Below are 17,561 nucleotides of genomic sequence, written 5' to 3' on the forward strand. Positions count from 1 at the left end.
AGGTCAGCGGTTCGATCCCGCTTATCTCCACCATTTTCTTCTGACACGTCGCTGTCAACATCCTTTCTGAAGTTGATTTTTCGCTTAACGGCGCTAACAGGCTATCTCTGCCGTTCATCATCCGATCAGCCTGTACCTGACCCTCTACTCTCATCATTCCGTGCCTGTTACGCTCAAGAGCCGTGCGCTGCTGCGACTTCTTTATACTGTGTACCCGCACGCTACTGTGTCGATTCAGGCGTGGCTGGCGGACACCAGCACGTGACTAAGCTGTGACGACAGAAGCAGACCGTGGGGAGAGTGAGAAGCAGACAGGAGGGGCAGAAGAGAAGGGCGAGACCGGCTCGCCCTTTTATATCAGAATGCCAGCACCAGACCGGCGATCGCGGCAGAAAGCACGCTGACCAGCGTTGAGCCGTACAGCAGTTTCAGACCAAAGCGGGAAACCACATTGCCTTGCTCTTCGTTCAGGCCTTTGATCGCGCCCGCTACGATGCCGATAGAGGAGAAGTTAGCAAACGACACCAGGAACACCGACAGGATGCCTTCGGCGTGCGGTGACAGCTGACCGGCGATTTTCTGCAGATCCATCATCGCCACGAACTCATTTGATACCAGCTTGGTGGCCATAATACTGCCAACCTGCAATGCTTCACCTGCCGGCACGCCCATCACCCAGGCAAACGGATAGAAGACATAGCCCAACACGCCCTGGAAGGTGATACCGAAGATTACGTCAAACAGCGCATTCAGACCCGAAATCAGCGCGATAAAACCGATCAGCATCGCGGCCACAATGATGGCAACGCGGAAACCGGCCAGAATGTATTCGCCCAGCATTTCAAAGAAGCTCTGGCCTTTATGCAGATCCTGCAGTTGCAGATCTTCTTCACTGTCGACGCGGTAAGGGTTAATCAGTGACAGCACGATAAAGGTACTGAACATGTTCAGCACCAGCGCCGCGACCACATATTTGGGCTGCAGCATGGTCATGTAAGCGCCGACTATCGACATAGAGACCGTCGACATCGCGGTTGCCGCCATGGTGTACATCCGGCGCTGTGACATCTGACCCAGGATATCTTTATAGGCGATGAAGTTTTCTGACTGTCCCAGTATCAGAGAACTCACGGCGTTAAAGGATTCCAGCTTGCCCATGCCGTTGACTTTCGACAGCACGGTACCGATGCCACGGATCACCCACGGCAGGATGCGGAAGTGCTGCAGGATACCGATCAGCGCAGAGATAAAGACGATCGGGCACAGCACGTTGAGGAAGAAGAAGGCGAGGCCTTTATCATTCATATTACCGAAGACAAAGTTGGTTCCTTCCGCCGCATATTTCAGCAGATGGTCGAACACACCGGCGAAGCCTTTGACGAACCCCAGTCCCGCTTCTGAGTTCAGGAAGAACCAGGCGAGCACAATTTCAATCACCAGAAGCTGTATAATGTAGCGAATGCGAATACTTTTACGATCGTGGCTGACCAGTAACGCCAGCACACCGACCACCACCAGTGCTAAAAAAAACTGCAAAACATGGGACATGGTTGCTCCAAATTTGAGGAGGGTTGTATTTTGCTGCGTATTCTATGTAACGCGTTACTTAAAAACGAGATCTGTACCACAATATAAGTATTCGCTATCACCTTATCTTCCAGAAAACTCTTAGCGATCACGTCTCGTTTACAAAATTTTCACAGTAGATAACCACAAAATTATTGTCTATATTTTGCACCGGGCGTATTGTGACATCGTTGCTCACATTTTTAGCACCCACTTCCTTTACTGTAAGATATAGCAATGGCTATACTTTATAGCAGCATCTATTTCATCAATAACAAAAACCGAATTTCACTTGCTCTTGCTTCCTCCTAAGCTTGCCGGGGTAGGCAAATGTTCAGACAGGGTACCGGATATGTTTGAAAGTCGTACCGCCGAGCGCGCCGCTCGCGGAGTAAGAAAAGTCAAACTCGCACTGTTGGGACCCGCGTTTATTGCCGCTATCGGCTATATCGATCCGGGCAACTTTGCGACCAATATTCAGGCTGGCGCGGCGTACGGCTATAAATTGCTGTGGGTGGTGGTATGGGCCAACATCATGGCGATGCTGATCCAGCTAATGTCGGCCAAACTGGGCATCGCCACCGGTAAAAACCTTGCTGAACATATTCGTGACCGTTTTCCCCGGCCGGCGGTGTGGTTCTACTGGGTGCAGGCAGAAATTATCGCCATGGCGACCGATCTGGCGGAATTTATCGGCGCGGCTCTGGGATTCAAGCTGCTGCTGGGCATCTCATTAATGCAGGGCGCGGTGCTGACCGGTATCGCCACCTTCCTGATTCTGATGTTGCAGAGTCGCGGGCAGAAGCCGCTGGAATTAGTGATTGGCGGGCTGCTGCTGTTTGTCGCCGCCGCCTATATCGTTGAGCTGTTCTTCTCACAGCCTAAAGTAAGTGAACTGGTGATCGGTATGGCGCTGCCGTCGTTACCGACCTCCGATGCGGTGTTCCTCGCGGCTGGCGTGCTGGGCGCAACTATCATGCCGCACGTCATCTATCTGCACTCTGCGCTGACGCAGGGGAAAAGCAGTGACAGCAAAGGGCAGCGTTACTCGTCGACCAAACTGGATGTGGCGATTGCCATGACTATTGCCGGATTCGTTAACCTGGCGATGATGGCCACGGCGGCGGCAGCTTTCCACTTTAGCGGTCACAGTAAGATCGCCGAGCTCGACCAGGCTTATCTGACGCTACAACCGTTACTGGGTGAGGCCGCGGCAATCGTGTTTGGCCTGAGTCTGGTGGCCGCCGGTTTATCCTCAACGGTGGTGGGGACGCTGGCGGGACAGGTGGTGATGCAGGGCTTTATTCGTTTCCATATTCCGCTCTGGGTACGCCGTACGGTTACCATGCTGCCCTCCTTTATTGTCATCTGGGCGGGCTGGGACCCCACGCGCATTCTGGTGATGAGTCAGGTGCTGCTCAGCTTTGGTATTGCGCTGGCATTAATTCCGCTGCTGGCGTTCACCGGCAACCGGGAACTGATGGGCGATGAGATGGTTAACTCGCGTCTGATGCAGCTGACCGGCTGGGTGATTGTCGCGCTGGTGATTACGCTGAATATCTATCTGCTGGTGGGACAGGCACTGGGGCTGTAGCGGCGTCAGGCAAACAAAAACGCCCGGTTATGCCGGGCGTTTTACATTAATGGTGATCGTGTCCATGATGGTCGCGGCCATGGTGATCGTGACGGTCATGACGGTCGTGATGGTCGCGGCGATACTGATGTTCCCAGCGGCGATCCCGGTCACGCTGATGCCAGCGACGTTCACGCTCCCACTCCTGATGACGACGCCATTCCTCATGACGCCACCAGCGGCGGTCATTCCATGAGTAACGGTCGTTCCACCAGCGCGGTTCACGCCAGCGGCCGCCATCCCAGTAGTAACCCCGGCGATCGCGATCGCCGAGGTGCAAGGTCACGCCGGGGGCCAGAGTAATAGAGGCACTGGAAGCCTGTGCCGTGTGCATTGCCAGCGGTGACAGCATTGTTAGCAAGGCGGCAAACAAAAGGGCTCTTTTCATTTTTATCTCCTCATCAACAGTCTGATGCTGTTGCGGCGCAGCGATGATGCCTGCGTATTGCTGTTGTTACCGCTTCATTGTGTCGGAAGATTGTGAGGAAATTGGGGAGAAAAGGGGGATTGAGACAATTCTGGCGCAGAAAAGCCCGGCCTGCGCCGGGCAAGTAACATTAAAGCAGGGCGGACTCAATCGCGGCTAACTCCGCCTCATTAAACTGACGATTGGCGAGCATGGTTACCGCATCATCGATCTGGGCGGTTTTACTTGCCCCAATCAACACCGAAGTTACCCGCTCATCGCGCAACACCCAGGCCAGCGCCATCTGTGCCAGCTTCTGACCACGCTGCAGGGCAATCTCGTTCAGCTTGCGGACTTTTTCCATCTTCTCATCGGTCAGCTGATTCTCGCTGAGGAATTTACTGCCGCTTGCCACCCGCGAATCCTCGGGAATGCCCTGCAGGTAGCGATCGGTCAGCACACCGCCCGCCAGTGGTGAAAACGCGATGCAGCCGACGCCCGCTTCACCCAGCGTCTGGATCAGACCCTGCTCCGGCGTGCGTTCGAACATCGAATAGCGCGGCTGGTGGATCAGGCATGGCGTACCGAGATCGCGCAGAATGGCAATCGCCTCTGCGGCGCGATCGGCCGGATAGTTCGAAATGGCGGCGTATAACGCTTTACCCTGCCGCACCACCTGATCCAGCGCGCGCATTGTCTCTTCCAGCGGCGTCTCCGGGTCCGGGCGATGATGATAAAAAATATCGACGTAATCCAGCCCCATGCGTTTCAGACTCTGGTCGAGGCTGGAAATCAGATATTTACGCGATCCCCAGTCACCATAGGGACCGTCCCACATGGTATATCCCGCTTTGGTCGAGATAATCAGTTCGTCGCGATGGGCCCGGAAATCTTCCCGCAGAATACGGCCAAAATTCTCTTCCGCTGAGCCCGGCGGTGGACCGTAGTTATTGGCTAAGTCGAAATGAGTGATGCCGTGGTCAAAGGCATGACGCAGCAAAGTGCGGCTATTGTCTACCCGGGTGCTGTCGCCGAAGTTATGCCACAGCCCAAGTGAGATAGCGGGAAGTTTAATGCCACTGCGGCCGCTACGGCGGTATTCCATCTGCTGATATCGGTCGGGACGGGGGAAAGACGACATTCAACGCTCCTGGGTCAAAAATGGGGATTTGTGCCAAAAGGATAGCAGTGTATACGGTTACACTCAGTGACAACGGGCCGCAGATCGCATAATTACAGCGTAATCCGCCGCCGTAACGGCGGCTTGCCAGGCGTTGTGGCTGGTCTCATCGCCACTTTACTCGCCAATTTTGCAGCTTGTCAGATACTTAACCGGACTCTCCCTTAAAAGGAATGCGCTATGTCCGTTTTTACTGTTGGTGACTACCTGCTGGCTCGTCTGCAGGAGATTGGCGTGCAGCATCTGTTCGGCGTACCGGGTGACTACAATCTGCAATTTCTGGATCGGGTCATCGATCACCCGGTTATCCACTGGGTAGGGTGTGCCAATGAACTCAACGCCGCCTATGCCGCAGACGGTTATGCCCGCTGTCGCGGCGCAGCGGCACTGCTGACGACGTTTGGCGTCGGTGAACTGAGTGCTATCAACGGCATTGCCGGCAGTTACGCCGAACATCTGCCGGTGATCCACATTGTTGGCGCACCAGCCAGCCACGCCCAGCAGCAGGGCGACTGTGTGCATCATTCACTGGGTGATGGTGACTTTCGTCATTTTATCCGGATGGCGGAAGAGGTAAGTGCCGCGACTGCCCTGTTAACGGCGGAAAATGCCACGACAGAGATCGATCGGGTGATTGTCAGCGCGCTTCAGATGCGCCAGCCCGGCTATCTGTCGCTGGCGGTGGATGTGGCCGCCTGCGAGGCTGAGCCGCCGGTGCAGCCATTGAACCTAGCTAACGACTCATCAGACGCGGCGCGGGACGCCTTCCGGCAGGCCGCAGAGCCGTTGCTGGCATCGGCACAGCGGGTTTCGTTACTGGCGGACTTTCTGGCGTTACGCTGGCAGCAGCAGTCAGCGCTGGCCGCACTGCGACAGCAGCGAGCGATTCCCTGCGCCAGTTTACTGATGGGAAAAGGCGTGCTGGATGAGCAGCAGCCAGGCTTTGTCGGCACCTACGCGGGTGAGGGCAGCGCCGGTCAGGTCCGGCAACAGATTGAGCAGGTTGATGTGACGATCTGTGTCGGCGTGCGCTTTACCGACACCATTACCGCTGGCTTTACCCAGCAGTTTGCCGCTGAGAAACTGATCGATCTGCAACCGCACAGTGCCAGCGTCGGCGGGAAAACGTTTTCACCGCTATCAATGGCCGACGCGCTCAGCGAACTTAATGGCCTGTTCGCACGTTATGGTCAGCAGTGGCAGACCGGACCGGAAGCGCCCGCCGCCGCGCCGGTTGAGGAGGCGGCAATCATCAGCCAGCAGGCTTTCTGGCAGGCGATGCAGGATTTTCTGCAGCCGGGTGATGTGATTCTGGCTGAGCAGGGCACCGCGGCGTTTGGTGCCGCCGCGTTGCGCTTGCCAGCGCAGGCACAGTTACTGGTTCAGCCATTATGGGGATCAATCGGCTATACTCTACCGGCAGCGTTTGGCGCGCAGACCGCCGATCCCGATCGTCGGGTGATCCTGATTATCGGCGACGGTTCGGCCCAGCTTACCATTCAGGAATTAGGCTCAATGCTGCGCGACCAGCAGCATCCGATCATTTTTCTGCTGAATAATGAAGGGTATACCGTTGAGCGAGCTATTCATGGCGCAACACAACGTTACAATGATATCGCCCAGTGGAACTGGACGGCGCTGCCGCAAGCCCTTAGCCTGCACGGCCAGGTGCAGAGCTGGCGGATCAGTGAAACGGTCCAGTTACAGGAGGTGATGGCGCGGCTGGCACGACCACGCTTTCTTACGCTGGTTGAAGTGGTGATGCAGAAAGAGGATTTGCCACCGCTGCTGAGAAAAGTTACCGCTTGCCTGAATCAACGTAATGGCGGATAGATTCAGATAGTTGCCGCTGTGCAGGTCAGGCCATCGCGGTTAGGCTGTAGCGCACCTGAGTAAGACGCTCACCAATTGCACCGGTGAGCGTTGTTGTTTTATGGGCAGGATTTTATAGTGTCCTCCAACTCTTTAAGACCCCAAGCGGAGCAACAGAAGAATGACAACCTATGCCTTGGTCGGCGATGTCGGCGGCACCAACGCCCGTCTCGCCCTGTGTGAGGTGGAAAGCGGCAGCATCTCCCAGGCCAAAACATTCTCAACATCAGAGTACGACAGCCTCGAAGCCGTCATCCGCCATTATCTTGATGAACAACAGCAGGATATTAAAGATGGCTGTATTGCCATCGCCTGCCCGATTACCGATGACTGGGTTGAAATGACCAACCACGACTGGGCATTTTCGACGCGCCAGCTGAAAGAGAACATCGGTTTTGAACACCTGGAAATCATTAACGACTTCACTGCGGTATCAATGGCGATCCCGATGCTGACTGCCGATAACGTGATTCAGTTCGGTGGTGGCGAGCCGGTAAAAGATAAGCCTATCGCGATTTATGGCGCCGGTACTGGCCTCGGCGTCAGCCACCTGGTCCATGTCGACAAGCGCTGGGTGAGCCTGCCGGGCGAGGGCGGTCATGTCGATTTCGCCGCCAACAGCGAAGAAGAAGATCAGATCCTGGAAGTGCTGCGTGAAGAACTGGGCCATGTTTCGGCGGAACGCGTGCTCTCGGGTGCCGGTCTGGTTAATCTCTATCGCGCTATCGTTAAAGTCGACAATCGCGTACCGGAAAACCTGAAGCCGAAAGATGTCAGTGAACGTGCGCTGAATGATAGCTGCATCGACTGCCGTCGCGCGCTTTCGCTGTTCTGCGTCATCATGGGACGCTTCGGCGGCAACCTGGCGCTAAACCTCGGCACCTTTGGCGGCGTGTATATCGCCGGCGGTATCGTGCCGCGCTTCCTTGAGTTCTTTAAAGCGTCAGGTTTCCGGGCGGCTTTTGAAGACAAAGGCCGTTTCCGTGACTACGTTGCCAGCATCCCGGTTTACATGATTACCCACGATCAGCCCGGCCTGCTGGGTGCCGGTGCGCACCTGCGTCAGACGCTGGGCCGCGAACTCTGATCCGCCGTTAGTCTGCATTACCGCTTTCCGATCCGGTTGTCCGCCGGGTCGGAAAGCGCGCTCACGCCATTCCCCTGTTACAACCGCATCAGCTGACGAAACAGCTTTACTTTGCTGCGGCTGACCGGCACCTGAAACTCAAGATCGCGCAACTTCAGCAAATAGGTGTTGTTAAACCACGGCTCGATTTCTCGAATTTTACTCAGATTGACACAGTACGAGCGGTGGCAGCGGAAAAACTGCTGCTCTGGCAAGCGTGAACAGAACTCCGTAATATTCATCGACATCACGTAGGCTTCCCGCCGGGTATAAACAAACGTCAGCTTCTCATGCGCCTCTACGTAGTAAATATCGTTGACGTCAGTAACGATGATGCGTTCGTCTTTCAGCAGATTCACCGTCTGCGGCACCGCAGCAACGGCGGGATTGCTCACCGCCTGCTGAGTCTGCCCGGCAGCTTCAAGTTTATTAAGCATGGTGACGATGCGTGACTCATGATAAGGCTTGAGAATGTAGTCGAACGCTTCCAGCTCAAATGCCTCGACCGCATGTTCTTTCCACGCAGTAATGAACACAATCAACGGCTTGTGGGCAAACTGACTGATATTCTTCGCCAGCAGCATTCCATCCAGCGACGGAATATTGATGTCGAGAAAAATCACGTCGACCCGATGCTGCTGCAGATATTTCAGCACGTCGAGACCGTCATCAAAGCAGGCTTCAATCTGAATATTGCTGTGCTGCTGGATCATCCAGCTCAGCTCCTGCTGGGCTAAAAATTCGTCTTCAACAATGATCGCTTTCATATCAGGTTCTCCGCCAGTCGCTGGCCATTTTTACTCAGCATAAAGGCGATCTCGGTACCGGGCTGATGCCGCACGATTGACAATCCCTGACCCGATAACAGTTTGACCCGATGATGGACATTCAGCAGGCCGATTTTATTGCCGGGCATCTCATGACGGGCCACACGTGCCATCACCTCATCGCTGATACCCTGGCCGGTATCGCGTACCGCGATCCGCACCCGATCGCCCAGATCCCGAACGCTCAGCGTCACCACGCCTTTGCCTTTACAGGGCTGAATGCCGTGGACGATGGCGTTCTCCACCAGTGGCTGAATCAGCAGGCTCGGCAGCAGGAAATGCAGATCTTCATCAACGTCATAAATCATCGTCAGTTTGTCACCAAAGCGTGCCTGTTCAATGGCGATATAATCCTTCACCTGCCACAGCTCCTTACGGATATCGATCAGCTCATCGTCATTCAGTTCGAGGTTATAGCGCAGGTAGCGTGACAGATTGATCACCAGCTGGCGGGCGGTATCGGGATTGAGGCGGATGGAAGAGGAGATGGCGTTCAGGGCATTAAACAGAAAATGAGGATTTATTTTACTTTGCAGCGCGCGCAGTTCCGCTTTATTGGCCATCTCACGCAGCTGCTCAGCGCGTGAAACTTCAAGCTGGGTTGAGATAATCTGTGAAAGCCCAATCGCCATCTCTTTCAGCGAACCGGTTATGCGGTGGGCCCGACGGTAATAAATTTTCAGCGTGCCGGTCACTTTCCCTTTTTCCCACAGCGGAATGACGATCATTGAGTGAATATCTTTGGTGCGGTGCGCTTCGTCATTGTTTCTGATAATGATTTTACCGCTTGAAATCGCCTGAGCGGTGGTCGGGCTGATGTCGTCATCACCCTGCTGATAGTTCTGCTCACCGTAGCCAACATAGGCCAGAATCTGCTTTTTGTTGGTCATCGCCACCGCGTCAGCTTTGATCTCGCTGCGGATAATGTCACAGATATTGCGCAGCGACTCGCTGTTCACCTGGCGGAACAACGGCAGGGTTTTATTGGCGATCTCCAGCGCCAGCTTGGCCTGGCGGGCAGCGATGGCCTCTTTTTCGCCTTCAACGCTCTGCACCAGCAGCACAATCAGGCCAATGCTGGAAGCACCGAGAATCATGGGCAGCGCAATTTCCGACACGATGGCCAGCCCGAGTGAGGTCGGGCGCGCCCAGAGGATAATCAGCAGCATAGTCAGGCTCTCGCACAGCATCCCGCCGAGGATACCGACCCGCCAGCGCTGCTCTTTCACGACCCGCCGGTTAATGCCGCCCGCCACAAAACCGGCGATGATGCTGGTGATCAGACAGGGCACGGAGGTCACGCCGTGGATATCAATTAAAAAGCGGTGCAGACCGGCAATCACACCGGTCGCGATGCCGACCCACGGCCCAAACAGAATGCCGCCCGCCATCACGGCGATCACCCGCACATTCAGCAGCGAGCCATCGACGTCAACCCCGGACCAGGTGCTGAATAACGCAAACAGCGAAAAGATGGCAGTGACAACCGCCTTTTCATAGCCGGTGTGTTCATCTTTTTGCAGCAGCTGGCGAAACAGACGGGTGCGCGTCAGGAAGAAAAGGCAGATCAGCATCAGTGCAGCGCGGTCAAATACGGCCAGTAACATCGTAAAATGGGAGGACACAGGCGACTCATCGGAAAAGGAAAGTGGGCCTATGATAAAAAATGTGATCGTGATGCGCCAGCATCCCGGCTCACCGCCATGCCTGATGATGTCTCAGATCAACTCTGGCAAGCCAATCGCAAAAAGCGGAAAGCCTGAGTGCTACAAAGGGGAACCCTTTTTCCGTCTGTCCGGACTGGTCGTGGCCAGGGCGTTTTGTTATGTTGCGCGATGAAGCGAGCCAGAGACTGTCGACAGATCGCGCCCATCGGGAGCAGAAAATGCAATTAGTCACCGCCAGATTAACCCTGAGTAAACTCCAGCCAGAGGACTGGCAACTGTTTCGCGCCGTCCATCAGGACCGTGACACCATGACCTGGGTCAGCGAAATTCCTGACGAAGCGGACATCCGGCAGCGCTTTAACCAGCGGCTGGCCCCCTGGCAGGCCAGTAGTTTTCACATGCTCTGTCTGGTGGCCCGCCGCAATGACAGCGGGGAGCCGATTGGCCTGTTTGGCTGCAGCCCGGAGTGGGAGCCGTATCGTCAGGCGGAGGTGGGGTACATGCTGCTTCATCGCCACTGCGGCCAGGGTTTTGGCAGCGAGGCGCTGGCGGCGCTGTGCCAGTTTTTATTTGAGGCCGATTTCCATAAGCTCAAAGCGATGGTGATTGAAGGCAATCAGGCGTCACGGCGTATTCTGGAAAAAAATGGCTTTCAGCTCGAAGGGACGCTACGGGATAATTATCTGCTGAACGGCTGCTGGGTAAACGATTGGCTGCTGGGACGGCTGAATCCGCAACAATAAAAATATTTTCCGCCGCCCTCGACAAAGTTGTTATTGCCACGTTATGTTCTTGAGAGGTCACCGCAGTGGCCAGCGTCGCTCGGACGGTCCGGGCGCTAACGTACTCCAGAGGACATCATGGCTGATAACAGCACACCCCGTCGTTTCTCACGTATCGAACGTCTTCCCCCTTACGTTTTCAACATCACCGCTGAACTGAAGATGGCTGCGCGTCGGCGTGGCGAAGATATCATCGACTTTTCAATGGGCAATCCGGATGGGGCGACGCCACCGCACATCGTTGAGAAGTTGTGCCAGGTCGCACAGCGTGACGATACCCACGGTTATTCGACTTCGCGCGGCATTCCTCGCCTGCGCCGGGCGATTTCACGCTGGTACGCCGAGCGTTACCAGGTGGAGATCGATCCGGAATCAGAGGCCATTGTCACCATCGGCTCGAAAGAGGGGCTGGCGCACCTGATGCTGGCGACGCTGGATCACGGTGATACCGTGCTGGTGCCGAATCCCAGCTACCCGATCCACATTTACGGCGCCGTGATTGCCGGCGCGCAAGTCCGTTCGGTACCGCTGGTGGCGGGTGTCGACTTCTTCAATGAGCTGGAACGCGCCATCCGCGAAAGTTATCCCAAGCCGAAAATGATGATCCTCGGCTTCCCCTCTAACCCGACCGCGCAGTGCGTCGAGCTGGACTTCTTTGAGCGCGTCATTGCGCTGGCGAAACAGTACAACGTGCTGGTCATCCACGATCTGGCCTATGCCGACATCGTTTACGATGGCTGGAAAGCGCCGTCGATTATGCAGGTGCCCGGTGCGCGTGATGTCGCCGTTGAATTTTTTACCCTGTCAAAAAGCTACAACATGGCGGGCTGGCGCATTGGCTTTATGGTGGGTAATAAAGAACTGGTCGCTGCGCTGGCCCGTATCAAGAGTTACCACGACTACGGCACGTTTACCCCACTGCAGGTGGCGGCGATTGCCGCACTGGAAGGCGATCAGCAGTGCGTACGCGATATCGCTGAGCAGTATAAACGCCGCCGTAATGTGCTGGTCAAAGGGCTGCATGAAGCGGGCTGGATGGTCGACAATCCCAAAGCGTCAATGTACGTCTGGGCGAAAATCCCTGACCATTACGCCCATCTGGGCTCGCTGGAGTTTGCCAAACATATGCTGCAGGAAGCCAAAGTGTGCGTCTCGCCGGGCATCGGTTTTGGTGACTACGGAGATACGCATGTACGGTTTGCGCTGATTGAAAACAGCGATCGGATTCGTCAGGCGGTGCGGGGGATTAAAGCGATGTTCCGTGCCGATGGCGTGTTGCCGGGCAGCGTAAAAAGTCTGGAAGAAGAGATTTGACAGCCAACTGGGGCGACAAATCTGTCGCCCCCTGGCGGCACTGTCACGCCATTACTTCAGCAGCAGAACAAAGGTTCCGAACCAAAGTAACGCGAAAAAAGATATTCCCATCAAGGCATATTTCACAAAGCAACTCCTCTGAGCGGTTACGATGATGGCGATCCCAGGCCAGTGCAACGCGAACAGATGTGGAAAAAAGATCGCCGCCGGGAATAACGGTCTGCTTTTTTCCGGGTCGAACTGAATAATTCAGAACAGGATCGGGCGCTAATTTACGCGTAATCCCGCCTAAATGAAATAGGTCCGTTCTGAGATATTCCTCACAAATTTACTGCACTTCGATTTCCGGGATCGCCGACATGCCTACACGCAATTGCGCCAGATGAGGTTGATTACTTTCCAGCACAATTTTCACCGGCAGACGCTGAACGACTTTAGTGTAGTTGCCTGTCGCGTTATCGGGGGCGATCGCCGAAAAAGTTGCGCCGGTAGCGGGGGCGATGCTATCCACGTGACCGGTAAAGGTCTCACCGGGTAAGGCGTCGATATGGATACGCACCCGCTGTCCTGGTCGCACGTCGCTTAGCTGCGTCTCAAGAAAGTTGGCGGTGATATAGGTCTGCTGCAGCGGCACCACGGCCAGCAGACGCGTCCCGGCTGAAACGTAGGCGCCGGTGCGCACCGAACGCTGACCCACCATACCCGCCACCGGTGCCACGATCCGGGTGTAGGAGAGATTCAGCACGGCCTGATCGACACTGGCCTTCGCCGCTGCCACATCAGCTTCCGCCGAGCGCACTGCCGCCTGCAATACGCCGACCTGTTTAACGGCAGAGGCCAGCGCGGCCTGACTCTGGCGAACGGCAGCCAGCGCCGAGCGCTGGGTAGAGCTGGCTTTCTGCTGATCGTCAGCGGCAACGGTGCCGCTTTTATACAGGCGATTGTAGCGATCGGCACTCTGGCCAGCGTATTGCGCTGAAGCCTGGCTGGCGGCCACGCTGGCTTTTTGTTGCTCAATCACTGACTGCTGCTGCTCCAGTTGCGCCTGACTACTCAGCAGTTTCGCCTCGCTAACCTGCAGGTCGGCTCTGGCGCTCTCCAGCGCCACGCGATAGTCACGATCGTCGAGCGTGGCCAGCAGCTCACCCGCTTTAACCTGCTGATTATCCTGCACCCGCACCGCGTTGATATAGCCTGACACCTTCGGTGCCACCAGCGTGTAATCGGCGTTGACGTACGCATCGTCGGTACGGTGATCGTGACGGGTCATCAACGTCCAGATGGCCCACGCGATTGCCAGTAACACCAGCAGTAGCAGACTCAGCAGCACCGTTTTTCTCATTATTAAACTACGCATATTCAGTTATTCCGGGATGGGGGTTGGATCAGCGTCTGGGGCGGCCAGACGCGTTCAGGCAGGATGGCCGTCAGTAAAAGCAGGCATGCAGCAAAGCCGGTCAGCATCAGCCAGCTGTCACTCAGGCTCAGTACCGTCGCCTGATGTTTCACCAGCGTGGCGAAACCGCTGATATTTTCACTGGCGCTGATGCTGCCATCCGGCAACAACGGCTGACTGCTGCTGGCCTCGCTGCTGCCGGACGCGGTCATCAGCCACGGACGACTGGCCGCCTGATTAATTAAAATGCTGGAGTGAAACTGCTCGCGGTGGCTGAGAAACACCTCAACCAGCGTCGAGGCGGCAATGCTGGAGAAGCCACGCACGGTGTTAAACATCGCCGAGGCGAACGGGCCTTCTGGCGGCGCGACCACGCTGGTGGCGCTCATCAGAATCGGTAAGATCACCATCGGCTGTCCAAACGCCTGCAAAATCTGCAGCAGCCAGAAGTTTTGCCGCGCCCAGTCGCTGGTAAGCTGCATCCCCAGTAAACAGGATGTCACCAGCAGGCCAGCACCGGCCGCCAGCATCCAGCGGCAGTCGATCCAGCGGATGTTCAGCAACGCCGCGATCAGCGGCGCGATCAGCAGCTGCGGCAGGCCAACCGTCAGCGCCAGCGGCGCAAACTGCAGGGTTCGGAAGCCCTCAACCTGAGCAAAGTAGGCGGAAGGCAGCGCCGAGCCTGACAGTGAAAGCGTCAGGACGCAGGCCAGCGCCAGTAATCCGTGCGTCAGATTATGGCGTTTCAGCATCTGCAACTTAAACAGCGGCAGCGGATGAAACCACTCGTTGATCAGGAACACCAGCAGCAGCGGCAGAGCGGCCAGTAGCATCCCGGCAATCAGCGGCGAATTAAGCCAGTCGAGGCGTTCGCCCTGGGTCAGCACCAGAATCAGCAGCGCGATAGCGCTGCAGCCGGTGACCATGCCAAACAGATCGATCTGCTGAAAGCGTTCGGCGCGCAGCGGGTCCTGCGGCAGCCCCCACCCTGTCAGCAGCATGGCGATCAGCATACCGGGCACAATCTGCCAGAACACCATCATCCAGCTGACGTGATCGGTCCACAGTGACGCCAGTGAGGCGGCCATGTTCGGACCAAAGGTGGCGGTCAGGGCATAGCCGGCAAGGCCAAACAGCTTAAACGGCGGCGGTAAAAAGCGCAGGGCGACGGTCATCAGCATGGGCGGCAGGGCACCGCCAAACAGACCCTGCAGCACCCGCAGACCGATAAACAGTGTCGGATCTGGCATCAGCGGCAGCAGTATCCCGGTCAGCATAAAGCCCGCTGAAACGCCAAGCGTAAAGCGCCGTAGTGATAGCGTGACGGCAAACCACGGCGCGATCATCATCGCCGCCACTTCCGCCGCCTGATAACCAGAGATAATCCAGCTACCCTGATCGTAGCTAATGCCCATCGCGGCGCGGATGTCAGCCAGCGCAAGATCGCTGACGCGATCGTTCAGCCCGGAAGTCAGTGCGGCAATCAATACGCCGACTAATCCCAGCGCCAGACGCAGCGTAAAGGGGTGAGGTGCCGGCACGGTGGCTGGCTTAGCATTCATAGCAGGTCGTCTCGTTATTTTTTTGATGCAGTGTATTGCGATGTGATACAGGCTGCAATATTACATCCCGGTATGGTGTATTGCAATGTGGTACAGGCTGTAAAAAGTGCGGCGATCGCGCTACAGTAAGACAGCTTAAAAAGGACGACGCTATGGCACATCAACCCTCCAGCCGTGAGGATGAAAAAACGGGCGGTATTCAGGTCATCGCCCGTGCGGCAAAAATTCTGAATGCGCTGGGCGAGCAGCCAGGCGGCATGAGCCTGGGCGAGATTGCCCAGGCGGTCGATCTGCCACGCTCTACCGTGCAGCGGATTGTTGCCGCGCTCGACAGTGCAGAACTGGTCCGCAGCAGCGGTGCGGGCGGACTGCGGCTGGGACCGGCATTGCTGAAGCTGATCTCCAGCGTGCATACCGATGTGGTGGATTTGGTCCGGCCGCTGCTGGAAAAGCTCTCTGCCGACACCAATGAAACCGTCTCGCTGGCGCGCGCCAGCGGCACCCAGCTGGCTATCGTTCACTGTGTGGTCGCCTCTCGCGAACTGCGGGTGGTCCCGCATATGGGCCTCAATCTGCCGCTTTACAGCACCTCCGGTGGACGGGCGTTGCTGGCACTGGAGTGTGACAAAGATGTCCGGGTGATTGTTGGCGAAGCCTGGCGGGAGCTAACCGAGATGACAGTGAAAACCCTGCCGCAGCTGCTGCAATTGATCAATGAAGTTCGGGAAACCGGCATCGCGGTGGATCGCGGGGAAACGCTGGAAGGCATCTCAACCATGGCGTTTGCTCTCGATACCCTGTTTGGCCGCTTCTCGGTCTCTTTACTGGTGCCCTCGGCACGCTTTCACCGAAACGAAGAACGTTATCGTGATGAAATGCTGAAGTGCAAAGAGGCGCTGGTGCGTGAAATCGGCAAAATCGCCGCTGCAGAAGGATAAGCATTTGATGAAAACCTTATTAATGGCCATTGATCATTCGCCGGTTACGGAAAAAGTGGTTGCCCTGACGATTGAAGAAGCACTGGCACACCGCGCGGAAGTGGTGGTGCTGTGCTGCGTTGATCCCGCTTACTCCTCCTGTAATCAACCGATGGAAATTGATGCCGGTGAAGATCCGGCCGATTTTGTTGCGGCGCAGGATGAGCAGAATACCGCCGAACTGGTGGTGCGCCACGCGCTGGCACCGCTACTGCGGGCCGGCATCAATGCGCGCGGTATGATCCTGGCCGGTGAAGCGGCGGATACGATCATTGCGCAATCGCTTCAGCTCAAGGCCAGCATGATTATCATGGGCCGCCGTCATCTCTCTTCTTTTAACCGACTGTTAAAAGGATCGGTCAGCGCTTCGGTGATTGAGCGTGCTCACTGTCCGGTGCTGGTTGATGTACGTAAGGATTAATGCCGTAGCATGACCTCTCTGTCTGTTATTACGCTGGCAGCCTTTGCGCTGCTGGCGCTGATTATTATTGTGCTGATTAAAACCACCCGATTGCGCTTGTGGCAGGGGCTGATGATTTTTCTGCTGCCGCTGATCGTGGCTAATCTGCTGTGGTTTAGCTGGGTCGTGCCGCAGCAGGAGCAGGCCCGACAGCGTGAGCAGGCGATCGGTTATCTGGTACAGACGCCCGGTTATCGGGTGTTGCAGACTCAGGAACCGGCGCTGTGGCAGCTGCTGACTCAGGAACTGACGCGTCGGGTCCGCGCCGGTGAACCGGTTGAACAGGCCACCGGTGAATTGCGTGGCTGGCTTATTAACGTGGTGAATCAGCGGCTGATGCGGGGAACGGATGCGGCGGTGGTGAACTACATTCGCGTGTCGGTGGAGGAGATGCAGGCGCTCAATGCCCGGGACCCCGGTCTGTGCTTCCGTTTTCTCTATCCGCAGGTCAGTGGCGGCGTCAATTTAGTGAAAACGCTCACGCCTTCGCTTAACCAGAAAGAGGCAGAGGCGATGGAGCAGTTGTTACTCAACAGCACGCATCCGCAGCAGCCAATGGACAGCACACTGGCGCAGCGCGATCTGAAACAGGTGGTTGCAGAGCTTTACCCGCGCTGGGGCGATAAGCTGCAACAGCTAAACATGCCAGCAGACACCGCCGTGGATCGTTCGTCGATGTGCGCCATGTCAATCGATCTCTACAGCGCTATTCTCGCATTACCTGACAAGCGCGCGGCTAACCTGTTACGTAGAATGATTGCTGTTTCCGGTTAGCGACGGACATAAAAAAGCC

General features: G+C 56.3%; 16 protein-coding genes. 8 read left to right on the forward strand and 8 right to left on the reverse strand.

What is annotated here, in order from left to right; all coding sequences use genetic code 11:
- Positions 1-357: 357 nt before the first annotated feature.
- Complete coding sequence (locus HA41_RS12105) at positions 358-1,548, reverse strand: NupC/NupG family nucleoside CNT transporter (protein WP_094120999.1); 1,191 nt, start codon at positions 1,546-1,548, stop codon at positions 358-360.
- A 370-nt stretch (positions 1,549-1,918) separates the two neighbouring features.
- Here HA41_RS12105 and HA41_RS12110 point away from each other — a divergent pair, with 370 nt between their 5' ends.
- A complete protein-coding gene (locus tag HA41_RS12110) occupies positions 1,919-3,160 on the forward strand; it encodes an Nramp family divalent metal transporter (protein WP_089561698.1) in 1,242 nt (413 codons plus the stop codon).
- 46 nt (positions 3,161-3,206) lie between these two features.
- On the opposite strand, the gene HA41_RS12115 is transcribed toward HA41_RS12110, so the two are convergent.
- Both HA41_RS12115 and mgrA read right to left on the reverse strand, forming a co-directional pair.
- On the reverse strand, positions 3,207-3,587 hold the full coding sequence (locus tag HA41_RS12115) for a DUF2502 domain-containing protein (protein ID WP_094121000.1): 381 nt from the start codon (positions 3,585-3,587) through the stop codon (positions 3,207-3,209).
- A gap of 169 nt (positions 3,588-3,756) precedes the next feature.
- Complete coding sequence (gene mgrA / locus HA41_RS12120) at positions 3,757-4,746, reverse strand: L-glyceraldehyde 3-phosphate reductase (RefSeq protein WP_094121001.1); 990 nt, start codon at positions 4,744-4,746, stop codon at positions 3,757-3,759.
- Between the two features lie 219 nt (positions 4,747-4,965).
- Between mgrA and ipdC the strand changes: the two genes are divergently transcribed.
- Positions 4,966-6,618, forward strand: a complete 1,653-nt coding sequence (ipdC, locus tag HA41_RS12125) for an indolepyruvate decarboxylase (protein WP_094121002.1) — start codon at positions 4,966-4,968, stop codon at positions 6,616-6,618.
- Between the two features lie 160 nt (positions 6,619-6,778).
- Positions 6,779-7,744, forward strand: a complete 966-nt coding sequence (glk, locus tag HA41_RS12130) for a glucokinase (protein ID WP_094121003.1) — start codon at positions 6,779-6,781, stop codon at positions 7,742-7,744.
- 77 nt (positions 7,745-7,821) lie between these two features.
- Here the strand turns inward: glk and HA41_RS12135 are convergent, their stop codons facing one another.
- A complete protein-coding gene (locus HA41_RS12135; RefSeq protein ID WP_094121004.1) occupies positions 7,822-8,550 on the reverse strand; it encodes a LytR/AlgR family response regulator transcription factor in 729 nt (242 codons plus the stop codon).
- Positions 8,547-10,217: a sensor histidine kinase gene (locus HA41_RS12140; RefSeq protein ID WP_094121005.1), complete on the reverse strand. Its 1,671-nt coding sequence runs from the start codon at positions 10,215-10,217 to the stop codon at positions 8,547-8,549. The genes HA41_RS12135 and HA41_RS12140 overlap by 4 nt, the downstream gene beginning before the upstream one ends.
- Positions 10,218-10,495: 278 nt before the next feature.
- Here HA41_RS12140 and HA41_RS12150 point away from each other — a divergent pair, with 278 nt between their 5' ends.
- Together HA41_RS12150 and alaC are read left to right on the forward strand one after the other, a co-directional pair.
- Positions 10,496-11,020, forward strand: coding sequence for a GNAT family N-acetyltransferase (locus tag HA41_RS12150; RefSeq protein ID WP_094121007.1), 525 nt, complete (start codon positions 10,496-10,498; stop codon positions 11,018-11,020).
- A gap of 117 nt (positions 11,021-11,137) precedes the next feature.
- On the forward strand, positions 11,138-12,373 hold the full coding sequence (alaC, locus tag HA41_RS12155; protein ID WP_094121008.1) for an alanine transaminase: 1,236 nt from the start codon (positions 11,138-11,140) through the stop codon (positions 12,371-12,373).
- Positions 12,374-12,424: 51 nt separating this feature from the next.
- Here the strand turns inward: alaC and ypdK are convergent, their stop codons facing one another.
- From ypdK to HA41_RS12165, 3 genes are all read right to left on the reverse strand, one after another.
- Positions 12,425-12,499: a membrane protein YpdK gene (gene ypdK / locus HA41_RS20735; protein WP_099257831.1), complete on the reverse strand. Its 75-nt coding sequence runs from the start codon at positions 12,497-12,499 to the stop codon at positions 12,425-12,427.
- 202 nt (positions 12,500-12,701) lie between these two features.
- The gene (locus HA41_RS12160; protein ID WP_094121009.1) at positions 12,702-13,730 is read right to left on the reverse strand and encodes an HlyD family secretion protein; all 1,029 of its coding nucleotides are present in this window, start codon (positions 13,728-13,730) and stop codon (positions 12,702-12,704) included.
- Positions 13,731-13,732: 2 nt separating this feature from the next.
- Entirely contained in the window at positions 13,733-15,331 is a 1,599-nt protein-coding gene (locus HA41_RS12165) for an MFS transporter (protein WP_094121010.1), read from the reverse strand.
- 152 nt (positions 15,332-15,483) lie between these two features.
- On the opposite strand from HA41_RS12165, the gene HA41_RS12170 reads away from it, so the two are divergent.
- Genes HA41_RS12170 through HA41_RS12180 form a run of 3 tightly spaced genes read left to right on the forward strand, consistent with a single transcriptional unit; the run spans position 15,484 to position 17,542 of the window.
- Positions 15,484-16,269 carry an IclR family transcriptional regulator gene (locus HA41_RS12170; protein WP_094121011.1) on the forward strand — a complete coding sequence of 262 codons (786 nt, stop codon included), beginning with the start codon at positions 15,484-15,486 and terminating at the stop codon, positions 16,267-16,269.
- Between the two features lie 7 nt (positions 16,270-16,276).
- Positions 16,277-16,729 (forward strand): universal stress protein, encoded by a 453-nt coding sequence (locus tag HA41_RS12175; protein WP_094121012.1) that lies wholly within the window; start codon positions 16,277-16,279, stop codon positions 16,727-16,729.
- A gap of 9 nt (positions 16,730-16,738) precedes the next feature.
- Positions 16,739-17,542, forward strand: coding sequence for a hypothetical protein (locus tag HA41_RS12180; protein WP_094121013.1), 804 nt, complete (start codon positions 16,739-16,741; stop codon positions 17,540-17,542).
- Positions 17,543-17,561: the final 19 nt, after the last annotated feature.

The organism is Pantoea conspicua, assembly GCF_002095315.1.
Classification (GTDB): Bacteria; Pseudomonadota; Gammaproteobacteria; order Enterobacterales; family Enterobacteriaceae; genus Pantoea; species Pantoea conspicua.

Coding starts and splice junctions, on each gene's coding strand:
- HA41_RS12105 (WP_094120999.1), bottom strand. CDS start 1,548: ATGTCCCATGTTTTGCAGTTTTTTTTAGCACTGGTGGTGGTCGGTGTG.
- HA41_RS12110 (WP_089561698.1), top strand. CDS start 1,919: ATGTTTGAAAGTCGTACCGCCGAGCGCGCCGCTCGCGGAGTAAGAAAA.
- HA41_RS12115 (WP_094121000.1), bottom strand. CDS start 3,587: ATGAAAAGAGCCCTTTTGTTTGCCGCCTTGCTAACAATGCTGTCACCG.
- mgrA (WP_094121001.1), bottom strand. CDS start 4,746: ATGTCGTCTTTCCCCCGTCCCGACCGATATCAGCAGATGGAATACCGC.
- ipdC (WP_094121002.1), top strand. CDS start 4,966: ATGTCCGTTTTTACTGTTGGTGACTACCTGCTGGCTCGTCTGCAGGAG.
- glk (WP_094121003.1), top strand. CDS start 6,779: ATGACAACCTATGCCTTGGTCGGCGATGTCGGCGGCACCAACGCCCGT.
- HA41_RS12135 (WP_094121004.1), bottom strand. CDS start 8,550: ATGAAAGCGATCATTGTTGAAGACGAATTTTTAGCCCAGCAGGAGCTG.
- HA41_RS12140 (WP_094121005.1), bottom strand. CDS start 10,217: ATGTTACTGGCCGTATTTGACCGCGCTGCACTGATGCTGATCTGCCTT.
- HA41_RS12150 (WP_094121007.1), top strand. CDS start 10,496: ATGCAATTAGTCACCGCCAGATTAACCCTGAGTAAACTCCAGCCAGAG.
- alaC (WP_094121008.1), top strand. CDS start 11,138: ATGGCTGATAACAGCACACCCCGTCGTTTCTCACGTATCGAACGTCTT.
- HA41_RS12160 (WP_094121009.1), bottom strand. CDS start 13,730: ATGCGTAGTTTAATAATGAGAAAAACGGTGCTGCTGAGTCTGCTACTG.
- HA41_RS12165 (WP_094121010.1), bottom strand. CDS start 15,331: ATGAATGCTAAGCCAGCCACCGTGCCGGCACCTCACCCCTTTACGCTG.
- HA41_RS12170 (WP_094121011.1), top strand. CDS start 15,484: ATGGCACATCAACCCTCCAGCCGTGAGGATGAAAAAACGGGCGGTATT.
- HA41_RS12175 (WP_094121012.1), top strand. CDS start 16,277: ATGAAAACCTTATTAATGGCCATTGATCATTCGCCGGTTACGGAAAAA.
- HA41_RS12180 (WP_094121013.1), top strand. CDS start 16,739: ATGACCTCTCTGTCTGTTATTACGCTGGCAGCCTTTGCGCTGCTGGCG.